Consider the following 19,073-nt stretch of genomic DNA (forward strand, 5'->3'; position numbering starts at 1 on the left):
CGGAGACTCTGCCAGGCCGCGATTGACGGTGTCGCCGCTGACCCACGTCACCGTTGCCTCGAACGCTGCCGCCTTCGACTTCTTGCCTCCGCGAAGGAATGTGCGGTCGGCGAGAAACGAGAAACACTCGCAACTCCTCGAATCCCCTAGTAGCCCGAGTGAGTCCGTGAGGGCACTCTTGCCGCTCCCCTTGTTGCCGATTACAGCAACCAGCCCAGGATTGAACGGAACTCGCACGCCTTCGAACCAGCGTTCGTCAGTAGTCTTCGCGCCCGTCCGGCTGAACTCGATCTCCTTCATGTACCGGGTCTTGTCCTGATCAACCCTCGACAAGATCAGCGGACTCCCGGCGTTGCAGACTCTGCTTCTTGGTTCGTTGAGCAACTGTCGGAGGCCTCTGAAAGTGGGAAGAGCCTTAATCCAGGACAGACCAGTAGGGTCATAGGCGGCGACGTCGTGGTTGTCGGAAGCGACGAGGAGAGGAATCGTCTTCTTCACCGAAGGGAAGACGATGGTCTGATACTCCGCCTCATCCGCCTCCTTGCCGATCTCGAATAGGTCAATCTGATTTCGCAGGGCATCTGTCTTGAATGCCCGCTTGAAGGCATCATTGTTCGGAATGCTCTCGAACGAGTTCGACTTCGTTCCCGCATGTACGAAGACGAGACCACTCAGCTTGTGTATGTGGGTCGCACCTTTTTCGAATGGAACGTAGATCTCTTCGTCCTTCTTGCCCTGTAGATCAGCAGGCGTCAGCTCGAGATTCCCCTGGAGGCTGGTCCAGAGACTGTCCAGATCGGCGTTCTCGGGAAACAGGCCGATGTAGTGAACGGCCAGCTTGCCGCCGAGTTCGCAACGTAGCTCGAGGCCGGGAAACACTGTCAGCCGGCCCTTGCCTCTTTCGCGTATCTCCTTGATGCCCCGGACATCTATTGTGTGATGATCTGTGATCGCGACCGCAACGATGCCAGAACTCACCAAAGCATCAACGATGCCCTTGCTGGTCGCGGCCTTGCCCAGATAGTCGAAGGACGCTGGGGTGTGGAAATGAAGATCCCACTTCCCCCACTGCGAGCCAAGCGACTTGTCCACTCCCCCGCCTCCAAGATCTGGTAGCACACGCTATCCATGCTACCACCCGCCCCCAAGATGGCAGGCAGAGTCGCCCGGAGACTGAGAGCCTCACGATGAGAGTCGACAGGGATGTGCGTGGGGGACGGGACTCCTTCACTGGGATGACCAGAGAGACCGTGGCCTTCGGGCAAACAAGAAGGCCGGAGCCACTTCTCGGCTCCGACCTGCATGTTCTTTGGTAGCGGGGGCCGGATTCGAACCGACGACCTTCGGGTTATGAGCCCGACGAGCTACCAGACTGCTCCACCCCGCAATATCCTGTTCGCGGCCCGGCCGCGGGTGAGTAATCTACCACGGCCTCATCAGCGATGCAATACCCCTGACCGGCTCGATCTCGGTCTCTACCCCCGGTCAACTCAGCCACGTACTCGACATCATGGCCCTCAGCCCTTAGCCGGCCGACGACTTGGGCCTCGACGCCCTCATCCGCCAAGATCTTCACGCGACCGACTTGGGTGTCGGGTACGTGACATCCGCCTTCAATGCCTCGGCGCCGAAGCGCACCGCAGCGAGCACGCCTTCTCGGGTGAGACGCGGGTGAGCCTCGAGAACCTGCTCGATCGACTCGCCGGCGCCAATATCCTCAAGAATGGACTCCACGGTGACCCGGGTGCCGTCAACGACGGGCTTACCCATCATCACGTTCGGGTCGGATGTGATTCCCTGCGCACACACTTCAGTTCACCTCCTGGTCCGCTCAAACGATACCACCAGGCGGGGCGTCGCAACCGCAGAAGAGGTGTCGAGGCGAAGTCTGCGTTCCGTCACATTACCCTCCCCGCACTCTATCGCGCCGCTGCCCTCAAGCCGACGTCCCCGTGATGATGCCCTCAACGCGTCTCCCCCGACGTTCAGTCCTCCGCACCTTCATCGATTGACCCCCACTCCGCCGGCGGCGTCCCCGCCACCGACACACCGTCGCGGACGACACCCGTCATCAGGTTGTCGCCCTCGGCGAGGAGGGATCTCGCTCGGTCCATCGTATAGCCGGACACTGACACGCTCGCGCCGAATCCGGCGTGCAGTTCCGCGGCGCGGTCATCGAACGCGCGAAGGCTCTGCTGCAGAGACCGCTCGTCGTCGGCGACGATCAGCAGGTCGATGTCGCTCTCGGGCGTCTGATCGCCACGCGCGTAGCTGCCGAACAGCACGGCGGATCGCACTTGCGGCGGAATGACGGCCCTCAGCTCGGCCGCGAGACGGTCGAACGAGGCATCCTCCGCGGCGAAGGCGGGCAGCACGAGGTCGCGGGCGATGAGGCTCCGCCGCTCCAGCCAGTGGACACGGGACCTGCCTGTCACCGTGACCGCGACCACGCCGAGCTGCACGAGCCCGTCGAGTGCGTCCGCGGCGGCGACATGACTGATCCGCGCCTGCGCCGCGACCTGCCGGATCGACAGCATGATCGCCCTCAACGCGTCCGGCGCGGGGCGTTCCCTACGCGCCCTTCGCAGCTATCGCCGCGAGCAGCTCGAGCGGTGCCAGGACAGGCATCGTTGCCTGGGCGAAGTCGAGGCCGTCGCGTGTCACGACGGCGGTTGCGCCGGCGGCTTGGGCTGATTCGTGCAGGACGGCATCCTCGTAGTCGGTCATACGAAGGTCGAGTGCGCGGTCGAGGACGTCTCGGTCGACCGGGGCGACATCGAACAGGCCCAGGAGATCCCGCACCAGCGTCACCGCCCGCCGACTCCCGAAGCTCTTGGCGGCGATGTGGTGGATGGTGGTCGCCGTCGTCGCGCAGATCATGCCCTCGATACGCCCGTTGTCGACCAGAGCGAAGAGCTTGGACGCGACGTCCACGTGCGGCTCCCTGTCAAGGAGGACGTCAAGCACGACATCCGTGTCGAAGACCACCCTCACCGGTACTTCTCCTCGAGGTGCCGGCGGTAGTCCTCCTCCGACACGGTGGCTCCCTTCAGGGATCCGATCATCGCGCGCACGCGGGGCGTCAGCTCGGTTCCCGGGACGTCCACGTCCGCCTCGATCAGTTCGAAGTAGTCCGCTACGAGCTGCGAGACGGACTTGCCTGACCGGTCCGAGTAGCGCTTCGCCTTGCTGACGAGGCGGTCGTCGAGACGTAGCGTCAGTTTCGTGTGCATCGCCTGCCTCCTGACGTACAAACCCTAACCCGATTATACGTCACCCGGGCGTTCAGGCAAACCGCCCGCTACCGCGTCGCCCACTCCCAGAGCCGGCGCGCGAAGCGCCTCAGCTCCCGCGCTCCCCGAAGCGCTTCATAGACGCGCGTGTGGTCCAGCCGCAGGTACTCGTGCGCCAGCGCGTTGCGCAGCCCGCTCGCCGCGACGAGCGCCCGGCCGAGCTCCTCCTCGACGATGCCGAGGCGGACCAGCGCCTCGATCGCGTCGCCGTACGTCTCGATCGGGCGCGCTCCCTGCGTCACCGCGACGTGCGCGGCCGCGTCGAGCATCGCCTGCAGCGCGATGAACAGGCGGTGCTCGAGCTCGTAGCGGAGGCTCTCCGCCTCCTGCGAGGCGTACTCAGTAGCCGACGCCGGAAGCCTCGCGGCGATCGCATCCGTCTCCACGACCACCCTGTCGAGCCGCTCGCGCAGCGCCTCCCTGTCGAGCTCCCTCACAGCCCCAGCCTCTCGCTAAGTCGCCGGTCGAGCATCCTCGAGACCTCGCGGAAGTCCGAGTACTCGCGCATGGCCGCGATCTCGGCCTCCGCCGCCGCCCGGCTGCGCTCCCCGTACACGCGGCTCCCCCGCACCACCGCGCGGTGCGTCAGCGGCACGCCGGCATCGGGCAGCACCGCCACATCCACACGCTGTACGCCGAGGACACCCGGCAGCCGGCTCATCAGGTCGGACCGCAGCGCCCAGCGCGCCTCGGCGTCCCGCTCGCCGGCCGGCAGCACGGCGACGTCGACGTCGGATACGGGTCCCGCCGTCCCCTCCCCCACGCTCCCGAACACCCACGCCGCCTCGACGTCGTCGCGCGCGGAGAAGAACGCGCGCAGCAGCGCCTCGACGGACGCGAGATCCAAGCGGCCTTCGGCTCCGCGCCGCGGCTCGGCCACCGGCGCGTAGGGAGCGACCGCCTCCCGCGCCATCCCCCCCTCGGTGAACGAAGTGAGGGCCTCAGCGATCAGGGCGCTGCGCGTGTATCGGTGCCGGCGGGCGTACTCGTCGGCAGAAGCGAGGATGTCCTCGGGAAGGGTGATGTTGATGCGCTTGTACACGCATCGAGTCTAGCATGAGTGTGTATCGGTGTGTATCGGCGACAATGCTCTGAACATTCTCTCATCGCACACTCTTCGCGTTCAGCCGCCCGAGGAGTCAGACCCCGGTAAGCCCTCCCCGCTACCCTCGGCCCCGTGCCGCACTCCGCCGACATCCCGCCTGCCGCCGGAACCGCCGGGCCCTCCACGCCCGCCGGGCCCGCCGACCTCACCTTCGCCGAGGCCTGGAAGCTGTGGCTCGCCTACCGGTCCTCGGGCGCCCGGCCGCTGCGCGCTTCCACGCGCGCGGACTACGAGAGCGCCTACCGGAGGCATCTCGCGCCCGCGTTCGCCGCCGTGCCGCTGTGCGCGATCGACGGCATGGCCGTCGCGCGGCTCTCGATCGCGCTGGGCACCGGCGGGCTTACGGCCAAGCGCGTCTCCAACATCCTCGTGCCGCTTCGCGCCTGCCTGCGCTGGCACCACCGCATCGGGACGCTTCCAGCCGACCCCTCCCCCTGGTTCGAGGCCTCCGCCCGGCCCGCGGACGAGCGGTGCGTTCTCACGCCGGTGCAGGTCGAGGCGCTGCTCGCAGCCCTGCCGCCGTTCTACCGCCCCATGGTCGCCTTCGCGGCGGGCGTGGGCGTGCGGGCCGGCGAGCTGCGAGCGCTCACCTGGCACGACCTCGACCTGTCCGCGCGCACCGCGCGCATCGACAAGTCCTTCTACCGCGACCGGCTGCAGCGCTGTACCAAGACCGGCGCGGGCCGCACCGTCCCGCTGCCGCCGCACGTCGTCGAGACGCTCCTCGACTGGGGGGCGCACTGCCCGCGAAGCGATCCGGCGCTCGTCTTCCCGCGGCCCAACGGGGCGCCGCTGGACCTCGACACCTTCCGCGCCCGCGTCTTCAAGCCCGCCGTCGCACGCGCGGGACTGCCGGCGAGGTTGCGCTTCCACGACCTGCGTCACACGAGCGCGACGCTGTACCTGCGATCCGGAGCGACGGTGCGAGAGGTGATGGAGATCCACGGCTGGACCCAGATGCAGACGGCGATGCGCTACCTGCACGCCGGAGACGGTCTCGCCGAGGCCGCCGAGCGGTTCTCGAGAGCGCGAGCGGATGCGCTTCGCGCCGCCTCCGGAAGCCGAACTTGGGAAAGACACAAGTTGCCCACAAGTGGAAGGTAGGATGACGGCGCCGACAGCTGAGGGCGCGCCGCACGAGAACGCCTGGTGAGAGGGACGTGCGGTTGGAAGGTACAGGCAGTACCTGGTATGATTGTTCATTGCACCGCCGGCGTTGGCCGGTGACGACGGACGCGGCGCGACTGGAAGGGATCTATGCGAACCGGGTTCCTCAGGGGTAGCGCGACCAGGACGGTCTCGATCGCCCTGCTGGTGTCGCTGACCCTCGGCACGATCCCGGCCTTCGCCGAGCCCACCGCCTCGGTCACCGCCACGACCACGCCGGAGCCTCCGGCGCCCAAGCCCGCGCCCCAGCCGCCCGGCGGCGGCTCCACCCCCGCTCCCTCCCCGAGCACGCCGCCGCCTTCGCCCTCGCCGAGCACCCCGGCGCCGGACAGCGGCACCCGCAGGGCTCCCGAGGACCCCTCGGCACTGCCGGTGCCCGAGGACGAGCAGACCAGGGAGTTCCGCGAGGAGTTGGCCAGGCGCCAGGCGCGCCTGGACGAGTTCATGGCGCAGCTCGACGAGCTCGACCGCGAGCTGGCGCTGGCCGCCGAGGCCTACAACGAGGCCGTCGACCGGCTGCGCGCCACCGAGAAGCGCCTGGAGCTGAGCGAGGAGGACCTCGAGAAGGCCAAGCAGGCCTTCGACATCCAGAACGAGCTGCTCGAGGCCCGCGCCAAGACGATCTACCGCGGGGGCGGCACCGGCTTCGCGGCCATCGAGGTGCTGCTGGCCTCCAAGTCCGTCGGCGACTTCTTCGCGCGGTTGCGCTTCCTCAACCAGATCGGCGTCAAGGACGCCGAGGTCGCGGCGATGCTGCAAGCCCAGAAGGATCAGATCGAGGCATACACGCGCGACCTCAAGGACGCCGAGACGCTGGCCCAGGCGCTCGAGTTCGATCTTAAGGCCCGCCAGCTCGAGATCATGATGCGCATCCAGGAACGCCAGGAGATGCTCGCCGGCGCCCAGGCCGACCTGCTCGAGCTGCTGGATGCCGAGGCCGCCCGCCGTCAGCTCGCCGACATCGCGCTGCTGCAGCAGATCCTCGCCAGCGCCGAGAAGATGGGCGTGGACGTCTCGCCGGGCAGCCCCGTGGAGACCGCGCTGGCCTACCACGGCGTCCCGTACCTGTGGGGAGGCGAGACGCCTGCCGGCTTCGACTGCTCGGGCCTGATCCTTTACGTCTTCCGCCAGCACGGCGTCACGCTGCCGCACTACTCGGGCAGCCAGTTCGCGCTGGGCACGCCGGTCCTGCCCACCGACCTGCACGCCAACGACGTGGTCTTCTTCGGCAACCCGATCCACCACGTCGGCCTCTACATCGGCGGCGGCTACTTCCTGCACGCGCCGAGGACCGGCGACTTCGTCAAGGTGAGCCGGCTGGCCGAGCGCCTCGACTACGCGGGAGCGCGCCGCTACGCGTGGCAGCCCCGCCTCGGCGCGCCGATCGGCATCTCACAGATCCCCGCCAACGCCAACCACACCACCGGCGTGCAGCTGACGCCGTGAGGCGATTCCTGACCGAGTGCCTGGACGCGGCCACCGCCGCCGGGGCCGCCTATGCCGACGTGAGGGTCGTGCAGACCGAGCAGGAGAACGTCTCGGTCCGTTCGGGACGCGTCGACGCGATCGGATCCGCCGCCTCGGTCGGCTTCGGCGTGCGCGTCATCGCCGACGGGGCCTGGGGCTTCTCCTCCTCGGCGGAGATGACCGAGGCCGAGGCCGTGCGCGTGGCGCGCGCGGCGGTCGCCATCGCCAAGGCCTCCGCCGGCGTGGGCGGCAGGCGCGTCGCGCTCGCGCCGGTCGAGGCGTACGAGGACGCCTGGGAGTCGGCCTGCGAGGTCGACCCGTTCGCGGTGAGCCTGGAGGACAAGCTCGCGGTGCTGCTCGCGGCCGACGAGGCGCTGCGCGGGCAGGAGGCGGTCAAGGTCTCGCGCGCCCACATGGACTTCCAGCGGGTGCACAAGCACTTCGCCTCCACGCTGGGCAGCTTCATCGAGCAGCGCACCACGCACAGCGGCGGCGGCATCGTGGCCTACGCGGTGGCCGAGGGCGAGGTGCTGCCGCGCAGCTACCCGAACTCGCACGGGGGCGGCTGGGCGCAGGCCGGCTACGAGTTCGTGCGCGGGCTGGACCTCGTCGGCAACGCTCCTCGGGTGGCCGAGGAGGCCGCGGCGCTGCTGTCCGCCGAGGAGTGCCCGAGCGGCGTCACCACGCTCATCGTCGACGGCAGCCAGCTGGGGCTGCAGGTGCACGAGTCGATCGGGCACCCTAGCGAGCTGGACCGCGTGCTGGGCGACGAGGCCGCCTTCGCGGGCACGTCCTTCCTGAGCACGGAGGACCTCGGCTCCCTTCGCTACGGCTCCGAGCACGTCACCGTCACCGCCGACGCCACCGTGCCCGGCTCGCTGGGCTCCTTCGCCTACGACGACGAGGGTGTGCCGGCGCAGCGCGACCACATCGTGGACCGGGGGCTGTTCGCGGGCTTCCTCTCGAGCCGCGAGAGCGCGCCGGCCATCGGGCGGGCGAGCAACGGCTGCATGCGCGCCGACGGCTGGAACCGCATCCCGCTCGTCCGGATGACGACGGTGAGCCTCGAGCCGGGCCAGTGGAGCCTGCCGGATCTCATCGCCGACACACAAGACGGCCTCTACGTCGAGACCAACAACTCGTGGTCCATCGACGACAAGCGCCTGAACTTCCAGTTCGCCTGCGAGATCGGCTGGCTGGTCGAGAGCGGCAGGCTCACGCGGATGGTGAAGAAGCCCAACTACACCGGCATCACGCCGAGGTTCTGGAACGCCTGCGACGCGGTGTGCTCGCGGGAGCACTGGCGCGTGTGGGGGCTCGCGAACTGCGGCAAGGGCGAGCCGATGCAGGTCGCCCACGTGGCGCATGGCGCCGCGCCCGCCCGCTTCCGCGACGTGCAGGTGGGGGTGGGCAGATGAGCGAGCGCTTCGACGAGGCACGGATCGCGGAGCTGGCCGCCTCGACGGTGCGGGCGACGCGGGCGGAGCAGGCCGAGGCGATCGTGCTGGCCTCTTCCTCGGCGTACACGCGCTTCGCGGGCAACCGCATCCACCAGAACGTCGAGGAGCGCGACGTCCAGGTCTCGGTGCGCGCCGTGCTCGGCAAGAGGCAGGGCGTGGCGGCCACGAACCGCGTCGACGAGGACGGGTTGCGCGAGGCCTGCGAGCGCGCGGTGGCCTTCGCGCGGCTCGCGCCGGAGGACGAAGGCTTCCCCGGGCTCCCGGGTCCGGAGCCGATCGAGCGCGTCGAGCGCTTCTCGGCGGCCACCGAGGGGTTCGGCCCCGAGGAGCGGGCGCGTGCGGTGGCCGGCATCGTCGCGCAGTCCGCCGAACGCGGGCTGACCGCTGCCGGGACGGTGCAGCGCGAGGTGCGCGTGGTCGCGGTCGCCAATTCGCTGGGCGTCTCCACCTCGGCGCCGCTGACCGACGTGCGAGCGACCGTGCTCTCCATGGGGACCGCCGGCGGGTCGGGCTGGGCGTCGTTCACCGGCAGCGATGCCGCCGGCCTCGCGCCCGAGGCCCTCGGCGCCCAGGCGGCCGACCTCGCCTCGCGCTCCGAGGAGCCCGGCGACCTCGCCCCCGGCCGCTACACGGTCCTGCTCGCTCCCGAGGCGGTCTCGACGATCCTGCAGTTCCTCGCCTACACCGGCTTCTCGGCGAAGTCCGTCGAGGAGGGCAGCTCGTTCATGACCGGCCGGCTCGGCGAGCGCGTGATGTCGGAGACCGTGACGATCGCCGACGACGCGCTCGCGCCCGAGGCACTCGGCGCGACCTTCGACTTCGAGGGCGTGCCGAAGCGCCGCACGCCCCTGGTGGAGCGCGGCGTGGCCGTCGCACCGGTGACGGACTCGTACTGGGCCGCCCGCACGGGCCGGAAGAACACCGGGCACGCGCTGCCGGCTCCGAACGCGTTCGGCCCCTACCCCCTCAACCTCGAGATGGCGCCCGGCGAGACCACCGAGGACGCCTTGCTGGCCTCGGTCGACCGCGGCGTCTACGTCACGCGCTTCCACTACGTCAACGTCGAGGACCCGGTCAAGGTCCTGCTGACCGGCATGACCCGCGACGGGACCTTCCTCATCGAGGGCGGCGCCCTGACGCGCCCGTTGAAGAACCTGCGGTTCACGCAGGGCGTGATCGAGGCGCTCGGCGAGGTCGCCGGCATCGGCGACGTACGCCAGCACGTGGGGGAGGCCGGCGAGTCGGCACTCGTGCCGGCGCTGCTGCTGGACGGGTTCGAGTTCACCGGCCAGACCAGCTAGCCCTCCGGCACGTCCCGCCGCCTGCGCCGCCGGCCGCGCTCCCGCCGTCACCGCGCTCCTCGCCGCCGCACGCCCGAGACGCTCCAAGGCCCCGGCGCTTCCGCCGAGGCCTTGGGGTGGGACGCGGTTCCCGAGTGGAGGGGCGCCACCGGATGGGAACCGCGTCCATCAGGCACCTTTGTCCTGACAATCTCGTTATCGGGCACTGTGACCTGGCACTTTAGCGACATCGCGCGGTGTGACACCGGTCACATCGGACGGGCGCGGACGCGCGGCGGGGACCGCGGAGGCGGCGTGCACGGGAGGCCGGCGGCGGGGACCGAAGCGAACACTCCGCAGCCGGGGAGGGCGGCGAAGCCGCCAGGGGGCCCCGGCGAGGACCGTGAGCGCAGCGTCCCCGCCGCCGGCCCACCCCGGCGGGGACCGTGAGCGCAGTGTCCCCGCCGCCGGCCCGACGGACGCTACCGCTTCTCCTGCGCCGCGATGATCTCCTTGACCTTCATCAGCCGCGTCAGGTTTCCGCGCTCCGCCTCCTCCAGCTTCATCTGGATGGAGCGGATGGTCTCCTGCAGCTGGGGGATGAGCACGTGCTCGAGCGCGTTGACGCGGCGGCGGGTGCGCTCGATCTCCCCGGCGAGCAGCTCGATGGCCTTCTCGCGCTCGGCCAGCTCGACCAGCCTGGGCGCGACGGCCGCGAGGCGGTCCAGCGCCACGTCGAGCACGGCGGGCGTGCTCAGCAGCGAATAGCCGCCCGGCACGCGCAGCGGCGCCAGCGTGAAGACCGGGATGCGCACGCTCATCAGGCTGCGCTCGGTCACGGTCAGCACGTCGGCGGGCTCGCCGGAGGACAGCGCCTGGGCCAGCAGCGCCCGGCCGGTCTCGCCCCGCGCGACCGCGATCCAGCCGTACGCCGCGTTCAGCTCGCGTTCGACGTCGCGGCGCAGCCTGCTCGTCTCCCCGACGCGCTCGAGGAACTCCTTCATCAGCTCGTCGAGCTTGTCCTTGAGCAGCTTGTGGCCGCGCTGCGCCACGGCGGTGCGCCGGCGCAGCTTGAGCAGCTCCATGCGGTTGGGGTTGACGCGCAGCGCCGGCATCAGCGCCTCCCCCTTCTCGGACAGCGGCTCACGGCCGGGTCACCCGCCACAGCGCGTAGGCCAGGATGCCGAGGACCGCGAGGTAGTTGAGCACGCGGATCGCGGTCACCGTCCTGTTCGGACGCAAGCCCAGGCGCCGCAACGCACGCTGCCCGATGAGCTGCAGCACGGCCAGCACCAGCAGCAGCGCCGCGACGGCCAGCCAAGCCACCGGGCTCACGCACTACGCCCCCTCGGTCGATATCGTGCCCTCGGCCAGCGTGCCGGTGGCCGGGCCGACGAGTTGCGAGGGGTACTCGAGCCCCTCGGCGCCGTGCTTGGTCGGCAGGTAGCGCTCGACGTACTCGTCCTTGATGCGCTTGAGCTCGGTCACCGGCAGCATCGCGGCGAGCTCCCAGCCTATCCGCAGGGTCTCGGCAACGTCGCGGTCCTCGTGCTCGCCCTGGGCGATGAAGCGCTCCTCGAACGCGTCGGCGAAGCTCGAGAACGCCTTGTCGGTATCGGAGAGCGCCGCCTCACCGAGGATGACCGCCAGCTCCTTGGCCTGGATGCCGCGCGCGTACGCGCCGAAGAGCTGGTTGGACAGGTCGGCGTGATCCTCGCGGGTCTTGCCGGGGCCGATGCCCTTCTGCTTGAGGCGCGAGAGCGACGGCAGGACCGCCACCGGCGGGTAGACGCCGCGGCGGTGCAGGCTGCGGTCCAGGATGATCTGGCCCTCGGTGATGTAGCCGGTCAGGTCGGGGATCGGGTGGGTCTTGTCGTCCTCGGGCATGGTGAGGATCGGTATCTGCGTGATGGAGCCGGCGCGGCCCTTCACGCGCCCGGCGCGCTCGTAGATGGTCGCCAGGTCGGTGTACATGTAGCCGGGGAAGCCGCGGCGCCCGGGGACCTCCTTGCGCGCGGCGGAGACCTCGCGCAGCGCCTCGGCGTAGTAGCTCATGTCGGTCAGGATGACCAGCACGTGCATGTCGAGCTCGTAGGCGAGGTACTCGGCGGTGGTCAGCGCCATGCGCGGCGTGGCGATGCGCTCCACGGCCGGATCGTCGGCGAGGTTGAGGAAGAGCACGGCGCGCTCGATCGCCTCGGTGTTGCGGAACTCGCTGATGAAGAAGTCGGCGTCCTCGAAGGTGATGCCCATCGCCGCGAACACCACGGCGAAGGCGCCGGGGACCTTGCTCCCCGCGCGCTGCGCGTCGTCGCTGCGCTCCAGCACGCCGGACTGCCGCGCGATCTGGGCGGCGAGCTGGTTGTGCGGCAGGCCGGAACCCGAGAAGATCGGCAGCTTCTGCCCGCGCACCAGCGGGTTGAGCCCGTCGATGGAGCTGACGCCGGTCTGGATGAAGTCGTCGGGGAAGTCGCGCGCGGTCGGGTTGATGGGGCTGCCGTAGATGGAGCGCCGGTCCTCGGCGATGATCTCGGGCCCGCCGTCGCGCGGGCGGCCCAGGCCGTCGAAGACGCGGCCGAGCATGTCGCGGCTCACCCCGAGGGTGAGCCCGCGGCCCAGGAAGCGCACCTTGGTCTGCGACGGGTTCGAGCCGCGCGTGCCGGCGAAGGCCTGCACGAGCGCGACGTCCTCGGTGACCTCCAGCACGTTACCGAGGCTCTGCGTGCCGTCGGGGAACTCGAGCTCCACGAGCTCGCCGTAGGCGACGCCGGACACGTCCTCCACCAGCAGCAGCGGGCCGACGATGTCCCGGGTGGTCATGTACTCGCGTTCCATCTACGCCTCCCCCCCGGCCATCGCGTAGGCCTCTTCGGTCCCGGGGCCCACGACCTGCGTGTCGATGTCGGAGGAGATCTCGGCGAAGAGCCGCTCGGCCTCGTCCTCCTCGGCGTACTTGAAGCGCGCGATGCGCTCGCGCACCGGAGCCGCGAAGATCTCCGCCAGCGCGGCGCCGCCCGCCTGCGCCTCGATCGCCTTGACGTGGAAGCGCAGGATGAGCTCCAGCAGCCTGTCCTGCTTGGCCAGCGACGTGAACTGGTCGTCGTCGCGGAAGGCGTTCTGCTGCAGGAAGTCCTCGCGGATCGACTTGGCGACCTCCATGATGATCTGCTCCTCCGCGGACAACGCCTCGACGCCCACGAGCCGGGCGATCTCCACCAGCTCGCTCTCGCGCTGCAGGATCGCCATGCACTCGTCGCGCCGCCGGCGGTAGGCCGGCGAGACCTGCTGCGACCAGTATGCCGAGACCTTGTCCAGATACAGGGAGTAGGAGACGAGCCAGTTGATCGCTGGGAAGTGCCGCTCGTACGCCAGGCGGTCCTCCAGCGCCCAGAAGGTCTTCACGACCCGCAGCGTGTTCTGCACGACCGGCTCGGACAGGTCGCCGCCGGGCGGCGAGACCGACCCGATGACGGTGACGGAGCCGAGGCGCTCGTGGCCGTCGGCGGGCGAGGCGTCGTAGACGCGCTCGCCGTCCTCGGCCTCGTGGCGCTCGTGACCCGGCACCGGGCCGCCGAGGCACACCACGCGCCCGGCCCGCTCGTAGAAGGCCGCCAGCCGGGTGCCGAGGTAGGCCGGGAAGCCCTCCTCGCCGGGCATCTCCTCGAGGCGCCCGGAGATCTCGCGCATCGCCTCGGCCCAGCGCGACGTGGAGTCGGCCTGCAGCACGACGTTGTAGCCCATGTCGCGGAAGTACTCGGCCATGGTGACGCCGGTGTACACGCTGGCCTCGCGAGCGGCCACGGGCATGTTCGACGTGTTGGCGACGAGCACGGTGCGCCTCATGAGCGGCTGGCCGGAGTACGGGTCGACGAGCTCGGGGAACTCCATGAGCACGTCGGTCATCTCGTTGCCGCGCTCACCGCAGCCGATGAAGACCACGATCTCGGCGTTGGACCACTTGGCGATCTGGTGCTGGGTGACGGTCTTGCCGGCACCGAAGGGCCCGGGGATGCACGCCGCGCCGCCCTGCACGCACGGGAAGAACGTGTCGATCACGCGGGTGCCGGTCACCAGCGGGCGGTCCGCCGAGACCTTGCGCCCGTACGGGCGCGGGATGCGCACCGGCCAGCGCTGCATCATCGTGAGCTCCTCGGTGCGGCCGTCGCCGGTGTTCAGGACCGCCACCGTGTCGGTGACCGTGTGCGTGCCGCCCCGGATCGACTCCAGCACGCCGGAGAGCCCCGGGGGCACCATGACGCGGTGGCTGATGACCTCGTTCTCCTGCACCACCCCTATGACGTCGCCGCCGCGCAGGCGCTCGCCCACCTCGGCGGCGGGGGCGAAGAGCCACTGCGCCTCGCGATCCAGACCCGGCGCATGAACGCCGCGCTCGAGGAAGGAGCCCGAGCGGGCCTCCAGAGCGTCCAGCGGGCGCTGCACGCCGTCGTAGACGCCGCCGAGCATGCCCGGCCCGAGCTCGACCGAGAGCGGCGCGCCGGTGGAGACGACGGGGTCGCCGGGGCGCAGGCCCTCGGTCTCCTCGTAGACCTGTATCGAGCTGCGCTCCCCGCGCATCTCGATGATCTCGCCCATGAGGCCCTCGTCGCCCACGCGCACGAGGTCGTACATCTTCGAGCCGGCCAGCCCCTCGGCGATGACCAGGGGCCCCGCGACCTTGACCACCTTGCCTTGCTCCATCAGTCTTCCTCTTCCTTGACGAACGCCGTCGTCCCGAGCGCCCGCACTATCGCATCGTCCAGCTTGGCCTGCCCCACCCCGGCCGCTCTGCCCGCGCCGGGGATCACCGTCACCGCCGGGACGGGCCTGTCCACCACCTCGGCCGCCAGATCGGCCACCGCCTCGTATGCCGGCTCGGTCACCAGCACGACGCCGTACTCGCCCGCGACCAGGCGCGGCCAGGCCTCCCGCGCCTCCTCGGCCGTCTCGGCCGGGAACACGGCGATGCCCAGCGGCCTGAACCCCGCTACGCTCGTCCTGTCTCCCAGCACCGCGATCCTCATCGCCTACACGACCGTTTCCCTCATGCGTCCGCGAAGCACGTCCACGCTCACGCCGGCGAGCTTCCCCAGCAGCAGGGTGCGGACGGCCTGGTTCTGCGATCGCATCGACATCACGTACGCCAGCACCGGCTCCGGCCCGACCGCGATGCGGTGGGCGCGGTGCAGGAAGCGCGCGAGCTCGGTGTCGAGCGCGACGTCGGTGCGCTCCGGGTCGACGAGCTTCTCGACCGAGGCCCGCCTGAGCTCCCCGGCACGCGCGAGCCGCTCGACGGCCTCGGGCAGCGGCAGCCGGTAGAGCGCCGCCAGGTCGCGGCGCTCGAGAGAGCCGCCCTCGGGGAGCATCGGCCACACCGCGGCCGCGGTGAGCTCGCGGGCCCGCCCGCGGACGAAGACCCTCACGTTCCCCGAGTCGATCAGCAGCCGCACCAGGTCGCGCAGGAACGCGCTGCCCGACTCCTCGGCGTTCAGCCGCATGTCGGTCAGCATCGCGGCGTCCACGACGCGGTCGGCGATCTCGGGCATCAGCTGCCCGTCCGGGCCGGCCGCCGAGGCGCGCGCCGCCGCCTCGGTCTCGGCCAGCCGTCCGGTGAGGCGACCGGTCGGGCCGAACGCCTCCGCCGGGACCCGCCCGAGCGGCTCGAGCATCTCGTCGATGGGGATGCCGAGCGCCTCGGCGCGCAGCTTGGCCTTCAGGTTGTCGTAGTCGTGCTGCACGCGCAGCAGGGACACGAAGGGCTCGGGCAGGTTCGAGCGCTCCAGGAGGTCCACGTACAGCTCCTCCAGGGCGCGGTCCAGCGCCAGCTCGACGTCCACCGAGGTGTGGGCCCGCTCCAGCAGGCCGCCGTAGACGGTCTCGGAGAGGATGCGCTTCTGGTCCTCGAACGCAGGGGCGTCCGCCAGCCTCTCGTAGGTGCTCCGCCCGAGCAGGCGGGCCTCGAGCACGCGCACGCGCCCGACGGCGTAGCCGTAGCGCAGCGGGTCGCCTATCGCGCGCGCGAACATCCCGGCTATCCCTCCTCGCCGAAGAGCACCTCGGCCGCCTTGGCCGTCAGCTCCTCGGACCTTGCCCGCACCATCGCCGCGGGCGACACCTCGACGCGCATGCGCGACCCCTCCAGCATCACGCCCCGCTCCACGGGCGCGGGCTCCCGCGCGACGGTCACCTCGGGCCCTCCCGCGGCCCGCACGGCCTCCGCGAGCCTGCCGTCGAGCCGCGCGGCGTCGGCGGGTGCGATCAGCACGCGCTCCCCGCCGCGAGCACCTCTCGCCACGCCGGCCGCGAGCAGCGCGACATAGGCGTCGTCGGGCAGGGCGTCCAGTTCGCGGACGGCCTCGGACAGCGCGTGCTCGACCACCCGCCTGCGCTCGGCCACCGCCCGGTCCCGCGCGCGCAGCCTGGCCCCGGCCAGCATCGTGCGCGCCTCGGCGTCGGCCTCCGCCCTCGCGCGCGACACCGCGGCCTCCTTCTCGGCCGCCGCCCTCGCCTCGGCCTCACGGACCCGCTCCTCGGCGGCGTGCCGGGCGGACTGCACCATCGCCGCCGCCTCCCTGCGGGCGTCCGAGTGGATCCGTTCGAGTATGTCCGCCAGCGCCACCTCTCACGCTCCGGCGGCCTGGGAGGCGAGCAGGAGCAGGAGGATCGTCACGATGAGCGAGAACACCGCGTACGTCTCGACCAGCGCGGGCAGGATGAGCGCCTTGCCGGCGTCCTCCTCGCGCCTGGCCACCATGCCCGCCGCGCCGACGGCTGCGGCACCCTGGTAGATGCCGCTGAACAGGCAGATGAACGCGACCGGCAGGCACGAGAAGAAGATGCGCAGCCCCTCGGCGACGCTCAGGTCCGGCGGGCCCTCGAAGAACCCGAAGAAGATGAGCACGAGCAGCGCGGTGATCAGCCCGTAGATGCCCTGCGTGCCCGGCATCGCGATCAGCGGGAGGACCTTGCCGAACTTCTCGGGTTCCTCGGAGATGATCCCGGCGGCCGTGTTGGAGATGGTCGTGATGCCGATGGCCGAGCCGATGCCTCCTCCGATCGCCGCCAGTGCGGCGCCGAAGTAGGCCCACTCGAGCCCCCCCATCCCGGATAAGCCCAGTATCACGTCGTTCACGACCCGGTTCCTCCTTCCGGCCGACCCTGTGACGGGTGCAGCACCAAAGACTTCCTGCGCAGCGAGAACGGTGTGAAGTTGCGCCCGCCGCCTTCGTAGAACTTACTGAAGAACTCGACGTACTGCAGGCGCGTGGGGTGCACGAACGCGCCGAGCAGGTTGATGGTGAGGTTGAACGCGTGGCCCACCACGATGATCAGCACCGCGAGCAGGATGCCGAGGACCGGCAGGGAGCCGGAGACCAGCCCCGCGAGGCGGTTCATCACATCCCCCACCAGGAAGCTCGCCAGCCCTAGGGCGGCCAGGCGGGAGTACGACAGGAAGTCCGACGCGAAGCCGACCAGCCCGTAGACCCCGTACAGCCCCGTGAGCGTGCCGACGACGGCGGCCCTCGCCGCGCGCGAGACCGCCAGGCCGAGCACCGTGACGGCGAGCAGGGGCCACCCGAGGCGGACCGGCAGCGCGAAGGCCGCCGCGAGTATCCAGGCCGCCAGCAGCGCGACGAACGCCCAGCCCAGCGCCCGGTCCCACAGAGCCGCCCCTTGCGGCTTCAGCGGGGCGGCGAAGACGCGCCCCTTGGCGAACACGGTCGCCCCGAAGCCGGCCAGCAGCACCGTGGACACCGGCGCCGCGGCCGCCGCCGGCACGAGGCCGATGACGATGGCCAGCGCGTAGAGCGCCACGCCGATCACGAACACGGTGGAGAGCTCGTCGAGCACGGCGTCGGCCCACTCCCCCTCGCGGAAGTGACGGTACGCGCGCGTGAGCACCCCCACCAGCACGTGCACGACGCCGATGGCCACGGAGAAGACCAGGAGCGGCAGGATGTCGATGGGCAGCTCTATGAGGGCGTCGTAGGCCAGCGGTCCGGGCAGCGCCGTCGAGGCGATCGAGAAGTACGAGCCCGTGGCGACACCGACGATGAACGTGGCGACGCTGCCCATCATGAGCAGGTCCATGAAGCGCTTCACGCCGTCGGCCACGTCGAGCCTGTGCTTGATCAGCCAGGCCACGGCGAAGAGCACCACCCCGTAACCGGCGTCGCTCAGCGCCATGCCGAAGAACAGGAAGAAGAACCCCGCCAGCAGCGGCGTCGGGTCGAGCTCGCCGTAGCGCGGCCGGCCGTAGAGGTCGGTGAGCACCTCGAAGGGCCGGATGAGGCGCGGGTTGGCCAGCGTCACCGGCGGCTCCTCGGAGGGGTCGGGTCTCTCGAAGGACACGTCCACCCTGGAAGCCACCGGCTCCAGCTCCCGCAGCAGCGCGTCGCGCTCGGCCTCGACGACCCAGCCTTTGAGCACGAACGCGCGCTCGGTCGAGCCGAACGACTCCCGAAGACCGACCGCGTCGCGCCGCGACAGCAGCGACTGCACCAGGGCGACGGAGCGGTGGTAGTGGCGCGCGGAGAGGTCCCGGGCGCGCGCCACGGCCTCGGCCTCCTCCTGGTCCAGGCGTCCCAGGCGCTCCTCGGCGCGGCTGATCTCCTCGGCGGGATAGTCGCTCAAGCCCGGGAAGGAGACCTCCTCGAACTCCGTGGTCGCCAGCACCGCCTTCACCTCGGACACGACGTCGCGGTGGGCCATCACGACCCAGGCCTGCCGCTCGGCGACCACGCCGAGCTCGGCCACGGTCACCTCGTCGACGGCCCCGCGCAGCGCCTGCCGGATGTCTTCCGAGCGCGACGGGGGCACCGTGCCGGTGAACAGCGCCACGTTCTCGGTGCCGCGCCACATGGAGATCTGGAGGTGGAAGTCGCGCCATGGATGGAGGTCGTGGACCACGTCGCTCAGGCGCTCGCGCTCGCGTTCGATGGTCGCGACGGCGTCGGCGAGCTGCTCGGCCTCCCGGTACAGTGCCCAGAAGGGCTCGTCGGCGGCCAGCGCGAGGTACTCGTCGCGGGCGATGTGCACCTTCTCGGACACGAACGTCGAGAACCGGCCGGTCATCCGGTGGTACCGCCCGAGGAAGTCCCGGACGAACTGCGCGGAGGCGATCTGCTCGTCGAGCCCGCGCAGCCGCTCGAGGTCGGCTTCCTCCAGCCGCGGCGGCGCCTGCTCGAAGCGCTCCTCGGTGACCTCCACCGCGCCGGCGTTCTGGAGCCTGCCGACCACCTCGTCGAGGTCCGGCCGGTACCCGAACACGGTGATCCTCAGCATCCTCGCGACGGCCATGACG

The 19,073-nt window shown here is 70.5% G+C and carries 20 protein-coding genes and 1 tRNA gene; 4 read left to right on the forward strand and 17 right to left on the reverse strand.

Features of this window, described 5'->3' with window-relative positions; genetic code table 11:
• The 8 genes from IBX62_00435 to IBX62_00470 form a co-directional block, all read right to left on the reverse strand.
• Window positions 1-1,092 (reverse strand): hypothetical protein (locus tag IBX62_00435; protein MBE0475559.1); only part of this gene is annotated, 1,092 nt, incomplete at its 3' end.
• A gap of 218 nt (window positions 1,093-1,310) precedes the next feature.
• Window positions 1,311-1,387: transfer RNA gene (locus IBX62_00440), tRNA-Met, on the reverse strand.
• Window positions 1,388-1,572: 185 nt separating this feature from the next.
• Window positions 1,573-1,809, reverse strand: coding sequence for a DUF433 domain-containing protein (locus IBX62_00445; GenBank protein ID MBE0475560.1), 237 nt, complete (start codon window positions 1,807-1,809; stop codon window positions 1,573-1,575).
• Window positions 1,810-1,985: 176 nt separating this feature from the next.
• Window positions 1,986-2,537, reverse strand: coding sequence for a nucleotidyltransferase domain-containing protein (locus IBX62_00450; protein MBE0475561.1), 552 nt, complete (start codon window positions 2,535-2,537; stop codon window positions 1,986-1,988).
• Between the two features lie 34 nt (window positions 2,538-2,571).
• On the reverse strand, window positions 2,572-2,994 hold the full coding sequence (locus IBX62_00455) for a PIN domain-containing protein (protein ID MBE0475562.1): 423 nt from the start codon (window positions 2,992-2,994) through the stop codon (window positions 2,572-2,574).
• Window positions 2,991-3,233, reverse strand: coding sequence for an antitoxin (locus IBX62_00460; protein ID MBE0475563.1), 243 nt, complete (start codon window positions 3,231-3,233; stop codon window positions 2,991-2,993). Before IBX62_00460 ends, IBX62_00455 begins: the two co-directional genes overlap by 4 nt.
• A 68-nt stretch (window positions 3,234-3,301) precedes the next feature.
• Window positions 3,302-3,730 (reverse strand): DUF86 domain-containing protein, encoded by a 429-nt coding sequence (locus IBX62_00465; GenBank protein MBE0475564.1) that lies wholly within the window; start codon window positions 3,728-3,730, stop codon window positions 3,302-3,304.
• Complete coding sequence (locus IBX62_00470; GenBank protein MBE0475565.1) at window positions 3,727-4,335, reverse strand: type II toxin-antitoxin system HicB family antitoxin; 609 nt, start codon at window positions 4,333-4,335, stop codon at window positions 3,727-3,729. The genes IBX62_00465 and IBX62_00470 overlap by 4 nt, the downstream gene beginning before the upstream one ends.
• 135 nt (window positions 4,336-4,470) lie before the next feature.
• Here IBX62_00470 and IBX62_00475 point away from each other — a divergent pair, with 135 nt between their 5' ends.
• The 4 genes from IBX62_00475 to IBX62_00490 all read left to right on the forward strand — a co-directional run bounded on the left by IBX62_00475 (window position 4,471) and on the right by IBX62_00490 (window position 9,793).
• Window positions 4,471-5,502 (forward strand): site-specific integrase, encoded by a 1,032-nt coding sequence (locus tag IBX62_00475; GenBank protein MBE0475566.1) that lies wholly within the window; start codon window positions 4,471-4,473, stop codon window positions 5,500-5,502.
• A gap of 153 nt (window positions 5,503-5,655) precedes the next feature.
• Window positions 5,656-7,011 carry a C40 family peptidase gene (locus IBX62_00480; GenBank protein MBE0475567.1) on the forward strand — a complete coding sequence of 452 codons (1,356 nt, stop codon included), beginning with the start codon at window positions 5,656-5,658 and terminating at the stop codon, window positions 7,009-7,011.
• The gene (locus tag IBX62_00485; GenBank protein MBE0475568.1) at window positions 7,008-8,450 is read left to right on the forward strand and encodes a TldD/PmbA family protein; all 1,443 of its coding nucleotides are present in this window, start codon (window positions 7,008-7,010) and stop codon (window positions 8,448-8,450) included. Before IBX62_00480 ends, IBX62_00485 begins: the two co-directional genes overlap by 4 nt.
• Window positions 8,447-9,793: a TldD/PmbA family protein gene (locus IBX62_00490; GenBank protein ID MBE0475569.1), complete on the forward strand. Its 1,347-nt coding sequence runs from the start codon at window positions 8,447-8,449 to the stop codon at window positions 9,791-9,793. Before IBX62_00485 ends, IBX62_00490 begins: the two co-directional genes overlap by 4 nt.
• A 461-nt stretch (window positions 9,794-10,254) precedes the next feature.
• Here the strand turns inward: IBX62_00490 and IBX62_00495 are convergent, their stop codons facing one another.
• From IBX62_00495 to IBX62_00535, 9 genes are read right to left on the reverse strand one after another with little or no spacing between them, the layout of a single operon-like run.
• The gene (locus IBX62_00495; protein ID MBE0475570.1) at window positions 10,255-10,887 is read right to left on the reverse strand and encodes a V-type ATP synthase subunit D; all 633 of its coding nucleotides are present in this window, start codon (window positions 10,885-10,887) and stop codon (window positions 10,255-10,257) included.
• A 28-nt stretch (window positions 10,888-10,915) separates the two neighbouring features.
• Complete coding sequence (locus IBX62_00500) at window positions 10,916-11,107, reverse strand: hypothetical protein (protein MBE0475571.1); 192 nt, start codon at window positions 11,105-11,107, stop codon at window positions 10,916-10,918.
• 3 nt (window positions 11,108-11,110) lie between these two features.
• Window positions 11,111-12,607 carry a V-type ATP synthase subunit B gene (locus tag IBX62_00505; GenBank protein MBE0475572.1) on the reverse strand — a complete coding sequence of 499 codons (1,497 nt, stop codon included), beginning with the start codon at window positions 12,605-12,607 and terminating at the stop codon, window positions 11,111-11,113.
• A complete protein-coding gene (locus IBX62_00510) occupies window positions 12,608-14,470 on the reverse strand; it encodes a V-type ATP synthase subunit A (GenBank protein ID MBE0475573.1) in 1,863 nt (620 codons plus the stop codon).
• Window positions 14,470-14,781 carry a V-type ATP synthase subunit F gene (locus tag IBX62_00515; GenBank protein ID MBE0475574.1) on the reverse strand — a complete coding sequence of 104 codons (312 nt, stop codon included), beginning with the start codon at window positions 14,779-14,781 and terminating at the stop codon, window positions 14,470-14,472. Before IBX62_00515 ends, IBX62_00510 begins: the two co-directional genes overlap by 1 nt.
• A 15-nt stretch (window positions 14,782-14,796) precedes the next feature.
• Window positions 14,797-15,795, reverse strand: a complete 999-nt coding sequence (locus tag IBX62_00520) for a V-type ATPase subunit (protein ID MBE0475575.1) — start codon at window positions 15,793-15,795, stop codon at window positions 14,797-14,799.
• A gap of 5 nt (window positions 15,796-15,800) precedes the next feature.
• Window positions 15,801-16,388 carry a hypothetical protein gene (locus IBX62_00525; protein MBE0475576.1) on the reverse strand — a complete coding sequence of 196 codons (588 nt, stop codon included), beginning with the start codon at window positions 16,386-16,388 and terminating at the stop codon, window positions 15,801-15,803.
• A 3-nt stretch (window positions 16,389-16,391) separates the two neighbouring features.
• Window positions 16,392-16,871 (reverse strand): V-type ATP synthase subunit K, encoded by a 480-nt coding sequence (locus tag IBX62_00530; GenBank protein MBE0475577.1) that lies wholly within the window; start codon window positions 16,869-16,871, stop codon window positions 16,392-16,394.
• 26 nt (window positions 16,872-16,897) lie between these two features.
• A complete protein-coding gene (locus tag IBX62_00535) occupies window positions 16,898-19,069 on the reverse strand; it encodes a hypothetical protein (protein MBE0475578.1) in 2,172 nt (723 codons plus the stop codon).
• Between the last annotated feature and the right edge of the window lie 4 nt (window positions 19,070-19,073).

This window comes from Coriobacteriia bacterium, assembly GCA_014859305.1.
Lineage (GTDB): Bacteria > Actinomycetota > Coriobacteriia > Anaerosomatales > Kmv31 > Kmv31.